Genomic DNA, 13311 nt, shown 5'->3' on the forward strand with positions numbered 1-13311 from the left:
TCATATATACAATTTATAAAAACAAATGATATAATTATTTACAACAATTTAAATATCTATTGCCACGATAAAACGTTTCGTAGCTATCAATAATAATTTAATTATTTTATACTCAACTACAAGCTATTCATTTATTCTTCTTATACCGTAAGAATCTATTGTAACAATTTTACCGTTTTTCATATAATCAATTTTAGTAAGGTTTATATTTCTCAAATCCTGTATTGGGTTTAAAAAAGTGGAATTATGACAGAACAAATACCATTCATTATCCACCTCATATATAGAATGATAAACAGCCCGGCCTGCAAACGGATTAAATATTCTTCCCTTATATGTAAAAGATCCATAAGGACTATCACCAATTGCATAGAAAATAAAATTACTGTCTTGTATTGAATAAGAGAAATAAAATTTACCATTATATTTATGAATCCATGAAGCTTCGAAAAAAGATTTGTAATTATTTGAAGACAGCATAACAGCTCCTTGTTCGTCCAGAATTTTAATTTCTTTGAGATCTTCAGCAAGTTCCAAAATATCATCTGCAAACATTTCTACTATAGTATCCAATTATTTTTTTATTTCTTTTAACTTCAATACGCTATCATACGCTTTCTTAGGTTTTAAATCTTTATCAAATAATAATGGGTAATTTGTCCTTCCTTTTATTGGCCAGTCATTCAACCAGGACTGTCCATCATAAACACCCCAAAATGTTACCCTGCTGATTTTATCTTTATGTTTTAAAAACAATTTAAAGATTGACGCATAACGCTCAGCTAGTTTCACCTGAACAGAATCGGGAAGTTTTTCAGGATAAGGATTCATTTTTGCACTTCCTTCAAAATTTTGGTTCACATCCGCACCTTTTAAATCCCAAGGGTTTGGCAAAACGGTAATATCCAATTCTGTAAAAGCAACTTTTAAGCCCAAAGCAGAATACGCCAAAATACTTTCTTCAATCATTTCTATAGAAGGACTTTCTAATCGCCAGTGAGCCTGTATTCCTACTCCATCAATTTTTCCTCCTCCTGCTTTGATTTTTTTAATTAAATTAATATTGCCTTTTCTTTTTGCCGGTTCTTCATTATTATAATCATTATAATACAAATCTACTTTTGGATCTGCAGCAGCTGCCAGTTTAAAAGCATCAACAAGATATTGCTCTCCAAGTGTCTTCAAAAAAACTGATTTTCTTAATGTTCCGTCTTCGTTCAAAGCTTCATTTACAACATCCCAGGAATCAATTCTTCCTTTGTATTTTGAGACAATTGTTGTGATATGGTCTCTCATAAAAGCTTTCATTTCTGTACTGTCTTTAATTTCAGCCATCCATGGAGCCAATTGACTATGCCAGATTAGAGTATGGCCATGTATGAACATTTTATTCTTTTCTCCATAGGCAACAAATTTATCAGACGTTGCAAAATCATATTTATCTTTAGAAGGATGCAAAAACATCGCTTTCATGATATTCTCTGCTGTAATAGCATTAAACTGTTTTTTGATTAAAGAATCTTCTTTGGCATTTTTTTCTTCAATCTGATTTACATCTAACGCAGTACCGATATAAAAATCTTTTTTATAACTGTCTTTCAATGAAATACCATTTTTTTCTTTTTTTGTGCATTACAGCTGGTGAAGATGATTAGAGGTAAAAGCAGTAAATAATGATTAATTAATTTCATTTTATGGTTTTTAAGGTTGATAGTTTTTTTATGTTGAATTATTGTACAGTTTTCATTTGTCATTTAATACAATCCGTAAGTAATAATAATTATAGTTGTATATCTTTTAATTTCCGGGCGCAAAAGGGAATTTTAATGATTTAAAATAATCTAAGGATTGTGCTGGTTTCTCAACTCCCACAGGCAATTCCTTACCCGAATATTGCTGAAAATAAAGCAGACAGGCATCCCGCCACCATTTTGCCTCTTTATATTGAATTTGTAACAACATCTGAACTTCTTTGAAACGTTCGTTATCAATATATTTTTCAGCTTTATTCCAAATATTTTGCATATTTTTCACCTGATCAACACCTTCCTGATACTTCAAAGCTAAACCATCCCAAAGTGTTTGCCCGTTTTTTAATTTATAATCCCAGTCAAGATGATGAAACCATAGTAAATCTTTTTCAGGACAGGTTTTCACATTATCAAACAATTTTTCTACTTCCGGGGCATATTGTGATGTTGCATTTGTTCCGGTTTTAGAGCGGTCAAAACCAATACCGTTTTTATCTGCTTTGTGATAATACACCGGATTCCATTCCGGTCTGGATAAATTAGAAACCCAAGGACCTGGTCCATAATGATGCCCTGTATCCATAATATGATGTAATCCAAGTGGAGTCATATAATTAACAACTGCTTCACGAGATTCTATCATCATTTTTTTAATTGGGCTGATGAAATTTTCATCATTCGAAAACGTACATCTCAGCCATTCATCAGCAATAGTTTCAGAATCTAAATTGGGGTTCCAGGAAAGTCTTCCAAAGCCATACCAGTTAGCCTGTGCAAAAGGGTGACCGGTCCAGTTCAAATCATTTCCGATATTGGAAACTCCTGCAATACCTGTTAGCTTCGTTTTTATATAAGAACCGTCAACTACTTTAGCAACGGTTGTTCCTTTTCCTTTTTGATAAGTATCTGCTTCTAAAACTTCCTGAAATAATTTAGGCAGAAAAACCAAATGTGTGCTAAAACCTAAGTATTCCTGAGTAATTTGAAATTCCATCATTAATGGCGTTTTAGGCATAGCCCCAAACATAGGATGAAAAGGTTCGCGTGGCTGAAAATCGATTGCTCCGTTTTTTACCTGAACGATTACATTCTCTTTGAATTTTCCGTCGTAAGGGACAAATTCAGCATAAGCTTGTTTTGCCCTGTCATTGGCATCATGTTCAGAATAGACAAAAGCTCTCCACATAATTACCCCGCCAAATGGCGCAACGGCATCGGCAAGCATATTGGCACCGTCAACATGATCCCTTCCATAATTTTGTGGCCCTGGCTGACCTTCTGAATTTGCTTTTACCAGAAAGCCCCCAAAATCCGGAATTCTTTTATAAATTTCTTTAGCTTTATCTTTCCACCAATTTACCACACCAGGATCTTTTGGATCTGCAGTTTTTAATCCACCGATTTCAATTGGTGCTGAAAAACGCGCTGTCAGATAAACTTTTATTCCGTACGGTCTAAACACGTTAGCCAAAGCTTCAACCTTTTCTAAATATTGAGGCGTTAAGATTAGAGCGTTTGCATTTACATTGGTCAAAACGGTTCCGTTTATTCCAATTGATGCATTTGCTCTGGCATAATCAACATATCGCTGATCAATAAAACCAGGAAGTTTTTGCCAGTTCCATAATGAAAAACCGGCGTAGCCACGCTCGATAGTGCGGTCTAGATTATCCCAGTGATTTAAAATCCTGATATTTGTTTTTGGGCTATCAGCAATATTTAAATTTTGTATTGGTTTATTTGTCTGGATTAATCGCAAAAAATGATAAACACCGTATAAAACTCCAATATCTTTTTTACCAGTAATAACAATATGGTTTTTATTACTTACCGAAATCGATTTGATAATAAAACCTTCATCATTTATAAGATCGAAACCAGACCCAATTTCTTTTTGAATTTCAGGACTTAAGGCCAATTTTGAGCCTAAAATTATAGTATTATTCCCTTCTAATTTTGCTCCTGCCTGCATTTTATTTCCAAGCATATCATTCAAAGCAGTATGCAATTCATTTTTAGCGATTTTTAAAGTTTCAGTATCTTCTAATACTACTATCCCTTTAATATTTGATAAGTAATCTGAAATTGTTTTTGAATTAGTTTTCTTTTCATATTGCAGCCACAATTTGTAATCTTTCTGTGCCAATGCCGGACAACAGAATACAAAAAACAATATGCTCAATTTGAAAAAAGTCTTCTTTATAGGTTTCATTATTTCTTCTTTTTACTGCTTAATTAGCTACAAACATCATCTTATTAATAGACTGATTATTTAGCAATATAAATACTAAAAAAATACAGTATTAAAAATATCAAAGTGTTCGCAATCGGTTGTGCTAAAATACAAAAATAAAGCAATTAAAAAATAAAAAATCTTATTTATGCTTTATTTTAAAAAATTAACACCATAAATCCTATAATTTCAGGACATAGAATATTAAATTTAAAAACAGTTAATATAAGACATAATAACAGTGGCCAAATAGCTTGGTACTTGTATATTTTTTATATTTTTTTGGAAGACTCACGTATAAGCACCTGAGTATTTAAGAATGTAATTTCTTTCGCATCCTCTTCTTTAACCGATTTGAGATTTTTAATAATTAATTCGGCCGCAGCTTTACCCATTTTCTCAGCTGGATGTGTAATAGTAGAAATGTTAGGCTCAATTATTTCAGAGATAGGGTCATTATTGAATCCAATTACCGCAAATTGATCAGGTACCTTAATTCCTCTTTTTTTGCGGTTTGAACTGCGCTTACTGCAAGAATATCTCCTGGAGCAAAAAGTCCGTCTGGTGGTGATTTCAAGTCAAACAACTGATTACAGGCTTTTACACCATCCTCGTAAGTCATTTCCTTTAAACTAATAATAAGATTTTCTTCAACGGGAATGCCATGCTCAGATAAAGCATCGATATACCCTCTTTTACGTTCATTGTAAAGTGTCCCGAATTCTGATCCGGCAGTTAAATGAGCAATTCTTTTACATCCTTGTTCTATAAGATGTTTTGTCGCCTTATATCCCGCTAAATAATTATTGATTACAACACGAAAAGTATCATAATCTTTTGGTACCCTGTCAACAAACACTAAAGGAATGTTGTTATTTGAAAATTGTTTAAAATGTGAAGTATCTTTAGTTTCCATTGCAAGCGAACAAATAACTCCACTTACCCTATTACTGTATAAGGACTTAGCCATATCAACCTCCATCTGGTATGAATCATGCGATTGCATAATAATTACAGAATAATTAGATTTTTGGGCGGTAATCTCAATACCACTAATTAATGATGATAAAAATGGCTGTGTAACAGTGGGGATCAAAATTCCAATTGTTTTCGTTACATTACCACGAAGCCCTGCTGCTAAAGTATTAGGCACAAAACCCATTTCTTTAGCTGTCTGTTTTACTTTTTTAATTGTTTTCTCACTTATGCTGTGATGGTCTTTTAAAGCCCGCGAAATTGTTGATGCTGCAAGATTCAGTTTTTCTGCAATATCATAAATTGTTACGTGTCTGTGTTCTTCCATGAATTAGAGTAGTAAATAGACGTAAATGTACTTATTTTAATCTTACAACAATCAATTCTGCATTTATTTAGGATATAATAAAGGTTTTTACAAAAATAATAGTCTTTAAAATATTAATTTGTCATATTTTTAAATATCTATTTGCACATAATTTTTTTATTTTAAAAAAAAGTTATTCCTTTACACAATCGGTTGTTTAATTATAATTATTTAATTAAGTTCCACATCTCTATAAAATATAGCTAATGAAAACAAAAAAAATCACAACTTTAATTGCACTGATAATTTCATGCTATTGCTTAGCACAAGAAAAGGAGAAATTCCGGTTTCAAAATACCAAATTAAGTTTTGAAGAACGGGTAAATGACCTTGTAAGCCAGTTAACATTAGAGGAAAAAGTATCCCAGATGTTAAATTCGTCTCCGGCAATTCCAAGACTTGCAATACCTGCATATGACTGGTGGAATGAGACTTTACATGGAGTTGCCAGAACTCCTTTTAAAACAACTGTCTATCCTCAGGCAATAGCTATGGCGGCCACATTTGATAAAAATTCACTTTTTAAAATGGCAGACTATTCAGCACTTGAAGGAAGAGCCATTTACAATAAAGCCGTAGCAACAGGCCGAACCAATGAACGCTATTTAGGGCTCACCTACTGGACACCTAATATTAATATTTTTCGCGATCCACGCTGGGGACGCGGACAGGAAACGTATGGTGAAGATCCCTATCTGGCAAGTGTTCTGGGCGATTCGTTTGTAAAAGGCCTTCAGGGAGATGATCCTAAATACCTAAAAGCTGCTGCATGCGCCAAGCATTATGCCGTGCATAGCGGACCTGAATCTTTACGCCATACTTTTAATGTTGATGTAACACCATATGAACTTTGGGACACCTATCTCCCTGCTTTTAAAAAATTAGTAACAGAGTCTAAAGTTGCTGGTGTAATGTGTGCTTATAATGCCTTCAGGACACAGCCATGTTGTGCCAGTGATATATTAATGACAGATATTTTAAGAAATCAATGGAAATTTGATGGCTATGTGACCTCGGACTGCTGGGCAATCGATGATTTTTTCAAAAACCATAAAACACATCCGGATGCTGAATCTGCTTCAGCAGATGCTGTTTTTCACGGAACAGATATTGACTGTGGTACTGATGCCTATAAAGCTTTAGTTCAGGCTGTAAAAAACGGAAAAATAAGTGAGAAACAAATTGATATCTCTGTAAAACGCCTTTTTATGATTCGTTTCAGGCTTGGAATGTTTGATCCTGCTGAAATGGTAAAGTATGCACAGACACCGGCTTCTGTTTTAGAAAATACGGCACATCAGCAGCATGCCTTAAAAATGGCGAGACAATCTATGGTTTTGCTTCGAAATGAGAAAAATGTATTACCACTAAATAAAAACCTGAAAAAAATTGTGGTACTTGGTCCTAATGCGGATAACTCTATATCCATTTTAGGAAATTACAACGGAACTCCGAGCAAGTTAACAACAGTTTTACAGGGAATTAAAGAAAAAGCAGGTCCTAATACTGAAATCGTTTATGAAAAAGCAGTCAACTTTACAAATGACACTTTATTAGTATATCAGAATCTTAAAAATCAATACGCTTACGAAGGAAAACAGGGTTTTAAAGCCGAATATTATAATAACAAAAATCTTTCCGGTGAACCTGAAGCTGTAAGAACCGAACCAGAAATCAACAACTTTTGGCAGGAAGGCGAAGTTGTTATAAAAAACATTAAAGCGAACCAATTTTCTGCACGCTATTCCACAAACTTTACAGCAGAAAAGGATGGCTCTGTTACTTTTGAAGTTAGTGCAGATGATGGGTATCGTTTTTTAATAGATGGAAAACAAGTTATAAATGCATGGGACAGAAACAGATGGGGAGAAAAAACGTTTAAATTAATAACGAAAAAAAACACCGTTTATAAATTGGTTTTAGAATACTGGCAGGGTGAAGGAAAAGCCAACGTTGCATTGAATACTGGTAATTTTGAAAAAACGGATTCCAAAAAAATAGTGGATAACAATAAAGACGCCGATGCATTCATTTATGTTGGCGGGATATCCCCACAGCTGGAAGGCGAAGAAATGCCTGTAAACTTTCCAGGCTTTGCAGGTGGTGACCGTACCTCTATCCTACTTCCAAAAGTTCAGACCGAGCTGATGAAAGCTTTGAAAACCTCTGGAAAACCAGTCGTTTTTGTCATGATGACAGGCAGCGCTATAGCCATCCCTTGGGAGGCGGAAAATATTCCGGCAATACTCAATGCATGGTATGGAGGCCAAGCGGCTGGAAATGCTGTATCAGATATCCTTTTCGGAGATTATAACCCTGCAGGAAGACTACCTGTTACATTTTACAAAAGCGATTCAGACCTGCCTGCTTTTGTTGATTACAGCATGGATAACAAAACGTATCGCTATTTTAAAGGTGATCCGCTTTATGGTTTTGGGTATGGACTTAGTTATACTTCATTTAAATACGATCAGTTAAAAGTTTCTTCCAAAATAAAGAAAGGACAGCCTGTTTCAGTTTCAGTAAGAATAACCAATACCGGAAAATCGGAAGGAGAAGAAGTTACCCAATTGTATATTATCAACCAAAATCCATCTGTAAAAGCACCTTTAAAAAGCCTCAAAGGATTTGAAAGGCTTAATTTAAAATCAGGTGAAAGCAAAATAATCAGTTTTACACTTTCTCCTGAAGACCTTTCTTCAATTAATACAGAAGGTAACCTGAAACAATTTTCCGGAAAAATAAAACTTGCTATCGGGGGCTGTCAGCCAGATGAAAAAAATGAAATAAAAAACAATATTGTAACCCAGATTATTCAAATAGACTAGTAATAAATCTAAGTTTAATAACAACTCAAGATTACATTAATTAACAAAAAATGAACAAGACAATAGACCAATTATCTGCGGATAATATTAGAGCATTAGCCATTTCAATGGTAGAAAAAGCAAATTCAGGCCACCCAGGCGGATCTATGGGCGGAGCCGATTTTATGCATATCCTTTATACAGAATATTTAAAATACGATCCATCAGACATGCATTGGATTTTCAGGGATCGTTTTTTTATGGATGCCGGTCACCTTTCTGCTTTAATGTATGCCCAATATCATTTGTTAGGCAATTATGAAAAAACAGATTTAGAGAATTTTAGACAATGGGGTTCTGTTACGCCAGGACATCCTGAAATTGATGTAAAAAGAGGTATCGAAAACACTTCAGGCCCTTTGGGTCAGGGGCATGTTATGGGTGTAGGTGCCGCTATTGCAGCAAAGTTTTTATCTGCCAGATTTAATAATTTATTCGATCATAAAATTTACGGATTCATAACAGACGGAGGGGTTCAGGAAGAGATTTCTCAGGGGGCTGGTCGTATTGCAGGGCATTTGGGACTGAATAATTTCATTATGTTTTATGATTCAAACGATGTGCAACTATCATCAATGACCGATGAAGTTACGACCGAAGATACTGCAATGAAATATGAATCCTGGGGATGGAAAGTCATCACTATCGATGGTCATAGCCATACTCATATCCGTTCTGCGCTCAATGCCGCTCATGCAGAATTAGAAAGACCTACACTTATTATTGGAAGAACCATTATGGGCAAAGGATGCGTTACAGCTGATGGAGAAATGTACGAAGGACAGTGTGAACTTCACGGAAAACCAATTGGCGGGACAAAAGCATGTTTTAAATCAACATTACTCAATTTAGGAGCAAATCCGGAAGATTCATTTGCTGTTTACGAAGACGTTGCTGCGCATTACAAAAACGTCTTAGCCAGAAAAACAGCAGAAGCAGCAGAAACAAAAACAAAAATTGCTGCCTGGGAAAAGCAAAATCCTGAACTGGCAAAAAAAATCCAGCAGTTTTTTAATGGTGACCTGCCGGAACTCGATTTCAGTTCGATAGCACAAAAAGCCAATTCGGCTACACGTGATGCTTCGGCAGCAGTTTTGGGATATCTGGCTGAAAATGTAGAAAATATGATTGTTTCTTCTGCCGATTTATCCAATAGTGACAAAACTGATGGCTTCTTAAAAAAATCTTCGGTTCTGAAAAAGGATGATTTTAGCGGTGGATTCCTTCAGGCTGGAGTTGCAGAACTTACCATGGCAGCAATTGCAAACGGAATCGCCCTTCACGGGGGAGTTATTCCGGTTGTAGCTACCTTTTTTGTGTTTTCTGATTATATGAAACCTGCCATTCGACTTGCAGCAATTCAGGAACTTCCAGTAAAATATGTGTGGACCCATGATTCCTTCCGCGTAGGCGAAGACGGACCAACGCATCAGCCAATTGAACAGGAAGCTCAGATTAGATTATTGGAAAAAATCAAAAATCACTCAGGAGATCAAAGTTTATTAGCCCTGAGACCTGCAGATGCTGTTGAAACTTCGGTAGCATGGCAAATGGCATTGGAAAACAAAAAAACACCAACAGGATTAATTCTTTCGAGACAAAACATTACCGACATTCCAACTTCAGGGAATTCAAGATTTGAAGAAGCTTCTAAAGCAAAAAAAGGAGGCTACCTTGTAAAAGCTGTTCAAAATCCTGATATCACTTTAATAGCAAATGGATCTGAAGTAGCGACTCTTATTGAAGCAGCAGTTGAATTAGAAAGCAGCATTAAACTAAAAATAAACGTGGCCTCTGTAATTTCTGAAGGACTTTTCAGGTCACAGCCAAAAGAATATCAGGAAAGTGTTATTCCAACAAACGGATTGGTCTTTGGACTGACAGCAGGGCTTCCGGTCAATCTGGAAAATCTTGCGGGAAGCCGTGGAACAGTTTTCGGACTGGATCATTTTGGTTACTCTGCTCCTGCCCATATTTTGGATGAAAAATTTGGCTTTACCAGTAAAAATGCCTGCGATGAAATCATTAAATATTTAGATGCAAATAAGTCAAACTAAATAAAATAAAAAATGATTTAATAGAAAATACAATTATTCTATTTTATTAATGAGCCTCCAAGTCGATGAATTTGGAGGCTTTTTTATTTCGTTTTTTGGTGTAAAGCACACTCATTTTTTATACGACTTTTTGAAATTAAATTAATCTTAAAAAAACAAAAAACTGGCGTCTTCGCAATTAATTTAGTAACTTGTAGTAGTTAAGTTATATTTTGCACTCTTACTGTGTAATTTTTTATTTGAATAAATATAAATCACAAAACCTGTTTCATGAAAAAAAATCTTCTGCTATTATTTTTTACATGTGTGTTTATTTCTTGTGAAAACAAAAAAGAACTAGAACTTCAAAACAGAGAAAAAGCTTTAATCTTAAGGGAAGAACAATTAGCTGACAAGGAAGCAGATTACCAGGCCCTGCTCATATTCCGCGACAGCATAATAGCCTTAAAAGATACTGTTAATAATCCTGTTGAACCAATAAAAGAATGGCCAAAAAACATTCAGGGCATCTGGAACAGTAAAATGCTTTGCAGGGAGTCCAATTGTAATCAATATGTTATTGGTGATCAACGAAATGAGACCTGGCAGTTTTTATCTGATTCTAGCGGGATTTATATGAATGTTTTGAACAACAAAAAACTTATACGTGTATTTAAAGCCAGGTATATCGACGATAAGATACAGCTCGAATTCAACAGTGACAGTATTTCAAAAAACAGAATAAAAATGAATGTAGTTCTGGATGACATCAAAGAAAACGTCATTAAAGGAACACAGACAATAACGAGACAAGATAACTGCACAGCAAAATTTTCAGTAGAACTTACCCTTCCCCAAAAAAAATAATTTATGTTATTAAGTATTCAACACGTTAGTCTTCCTGTAGAAGATCCATTACTGAAATTCCTAATAGAACTTATCATAATTTTATGTATTCCCCTTTTATTGAATAAAATAAAAGTACCCCATCTTTTAGGTCTTATCATAGCTGGTGCCGTAATAGGCCCAAACGGATTTAATGTCCTTGCCCGCGACAGCAGTGTTGTCGTAACAGGAACAACCGGATTGCTTTATATTATGTTTTTAGCGGGACTTGAGATTGACATGGGCGATTTTAAAAAGAATAAATGGAAGAGCATTACTTTTTCACTTTACACTTTCATATTCCCGTTTATTCTTGGACTTATTGGCGGTTATTATATACTACATTTTTCCTTGTTAACATCAGTTCTTTTTGCCAGCCTTTTTTCATCTCATACACTCATCGTATATCCAATGGTAAGTAAGCTGGGAATTGCAAAAAAACTGGCAGTGAATATTACTGTCGGCGGAACAATGATTACAGATGTGCTTTCACTTGTCGTTTTGGCTGTAGTGGTAGGCATGTCACAAGGAGAAGTCGGGACTTCTTTCTGGGTTAAATTATCGGTTTCGATGCTAGTCTTTGCCTTGATCGTTTTACTTGTATTTCCAATCATTGCACGATGGTTTTTTAAAAATGTAGAAGACAAAATCTCTCAGTATATTTTTGTCATTGTAATGATTTATCTGGCCTCTTTATTAGCAGAATTGGCAGGAATTGAAGCGATTATCGGAGCCTTTTTTGCCGGTCTTGCTTTAAACCGACTTATACCGATTACATCATCACTTATGAATCGGGTTGAATTTGTTGGAAATGCGATCTTTATTCCGTTTTTCCTGATCAGTGTAGGAATGCTGATTGATTTTAATGCTTTTATTCAGAGTTGGGAAACTTTGGGTGTAGCTTCTATTATGCTGGTAGCTTCTATTGGAGGAAAATATGTGGCTGCTTTTTTTACCAAAAAAACATTCCGGCTCACCAATGATGAAGGGACGCTAATTTTTGGGATGAGCTCTGCTTCTGCCGCTGCAACACTGGCTTCTGTAATGGTAGGCTACAATATCATTTTATCTGAAAATGAAGCAGGAGAACCTATTCGTTTGTTGAATGAGCATGTCCTTAATGGAAGTATTTTACTGATCCTGGTTTCTTGTACCATTTCATCATTTGTTTCAATGGCAAGTGCCCAAAGGATTGCAGATTCTGACAAAGAAGAAACTGTTGCAGGAGCTAGTCATGAACAAGAAAACATCCTGATGGCTATAAATCATGAAAATACCGTGGAGAAATTAGTCAACCTGGGACTTCTTATTAAAACACAAACTAACAAAGACGGACTTTTTGCACTAAATATTATAAATGAAGAAAAAAGCGAATCCTCTACTAAAAATGCAGAGAAATTATTAGGAGAAGCGGTAGAAATAGCTGCTGGTGCAGATGTAAAACTAAATCCGATTACAAGGCATGACAATGATGTAGTATCCGGAATAAATAATGTAGTCAAAGAACAAAACATTACAGATTTAATCATTGGTCTGGAAGAAAAAGGTTTTTCATCTTCTTTTCTTTACAATCTCTACAATGGTTATTTACGCAATAAGCAAATCAACATCATTATTTATCATGCCATACAGCCCGTAGCAACGATAAAAAAATATATCGTTCTTATTCCTGCAAATGCAGAGCGTGAGCCAGGATTTTTCCTTTCTCTTCTAAAAGTCTGGAACATTGGCAAAAATTCAGGAGCAAAAATGAGTTTCTATGCCAATGAAAAAACGAACCAGATTTTAAAAAGTATTATTAAAAAAGCTAATATTGAAGCCGTTTTTAATACCATTACAACATGGGAAGAAGGTCAGCAGGCAGCTTTTAGTTTAGAAGATGACGAAGGTTTGATAATGCTAATGGCAGAGAGAGGTATGGAGTCTTATTTTTCGCAAATGCAAAAAGTCCCGGAAATATTAAACAAAAACCTCAGCAACAATAATTATATCCTTATTTATCCTTTTTCAAAAATTGATAATACAGTAACCGAAAAAAGAGCTGTGAGTAATCTGGATGATTTTGCTGATATTGGAAAAATTATTGGAAGGATTTTCAAGTAAACTAATAAGATTTATACTCTCTGTTAACTAATAATCCCTTTCATTTTATCTTAACTTTGCATTTTTAAATACCGATAATAATTATCAAGTAAAA

General features: G+C 34.8%; 7 protein-coding genes and 1 pseudogene. 4 read left to right on the forward strand and 4 right to left on the reverse strand.

Annotated features, from left to right (window positions below; translation table 11 throughout):
* Nucleotides 1-123: 123 nt before the first annotated feature.
* The 4 genes and pseudogenes from P5P89_RS00990 to P5P89_RS01005 form a co-directional block, all read right to left on the reverse strand.
* Nucleotides 124-573 carry a glycoside hydrolase family protein gene (locus P5P89_RS00990; protein WP_278010344.1) on the reverse strand — a complete coding sequence of 150 codons (450 nt, stop codon included), beginning with the start codon at nt 571-573 and terminating at the stop codon, nt 124-126.
* Nucleotides 574-1602, reverse strand: coding sequence for an endo-1,4-beta-xylanase (locus tag P5P89_RS00995; protein ID WP_278010345.1), 1029 nt, complete (start codon nt 1600-1602; stop codon nt 574-576).
* A gap of 195 nt (nt 1603-1797) precedes the next feature.
* Complete coding sequence (locus P5P89_RS01000; protein WP_278010346.1) at nt 1798-3963, reverse strand: alpha-glucuronidase family glycosyl hydrolase; 2166 nt, start codon at nt 3961-3963, stop codon at nt 1798-1800.
* Nucleotides 3964-4256: 293 nt separating this feature from the next.
* A pseudogene (locus P5P89_RS01005) lies at nt 4257-5287 on the reverse strand (LacI family DNA-binding transcriptional regulator).
* 245 nt (nt 5288-5532) lie between these two features.
* On the opposite strand from P5P89_RS01005, the gene P5P89_RS01010 reads away from it, so the two are divergent.
* From P5P89_RS01010 to P5P89_RS01025, 4 genes are all read left to right on the forward strand, one after another.
* Nucleotides 5533-8154, forward strand: coding sequence for a glycoside hydrolase family 3 protein (locus tag P5P89_RS01010; RefSeq protein WP_278010347.1), 2622 nt, complete (start codon nt 5533-5535; stop codon nt 8152-8154).
* 50 nt (nt 8155-8204) lie between these two features.
* Nucleotides 8205-10250 (forward strand): transketolase family protein, encoded by a 2046-nt coding sequence (locus tag P5P89_RS01015; RefSeq protein ID WP_278010348.1) that lies wholly within the window; start codon nt 8205-8207, stop codon nt 10248-10250.
* A 270-nt stretch (nt 10251-10520) separates the two neighbouring features.
* Nucleotides 10521-11096 carry a hypothetical protein gene (locus P5P89_RS01020; protein WP_223680571.1) on the forward strand — a complete coding sequence of 192 codons (576 nt, stop codon included), beginning with the start codon at nt 10521-10523 and terminating at the stop codon, nt 11094-11096.
* Nucleotides 11097-11099: 3 nt separating this feature from the next.
* Entirely contained in the window at nt 11100-13217 is a 2118-nt protein-coding gene (locus P5P89_RS01025; protein WP_278010349.1) for a cation:proton antiporter, read from the forward strand.
* Nucleotides 13218-13311 lie beyond the last annotated feature (94 nt).

Origin of the sequence: Flavobacterium gyeonganense (assembly GCF_029625295.1) — a bacterium.
Lineage (GTDB): Bacteria > Bacteroidota > Bacteroidia > Flavobacteriales > Flavobacteriaceae > Flavobacterium > Flavobacterium gyeonganense.

Excerpts from the sequence above, each read along its gene's own strand:
- P5P89_RS01015 (WP_278010348.1), top strand. The coding sequence starts at position 8,205 with ATGAACAAGACAATAGACCAATTATCTGCGGATAATATTAGAGCATTA.
- P5P89_RS01000 (WP_278010346.1), bottom strand. The coding sequence starts at position 3,963 with ATGAAACCTATAAAGAAGACTTTTTTCAAATTGAGCATATTGTTTTTT.
- P5P89_RS01025 (WP_278010349.1), top strand. The coding sequence starts at position 11,100 with ATGTTATTAAGTATTCAACACGTTAGTCTTCCTGTAGAAGATCCATTA.
- P5P89_RS01010 (WP_278010347.1), top strand. The coding sequence starts at position 5,533 with ATGAAAACAAAAAAAATCACAACTTTAATTGCACTGATAATTTCATGC.
- P5P89_RS01020 (WP_223680571.1), top strand. The coding sequence starts at position 10,521 with ATGAAAAAAAATCTTCTGCTATTATTTTTTACATGTGTGTTTATTTCT.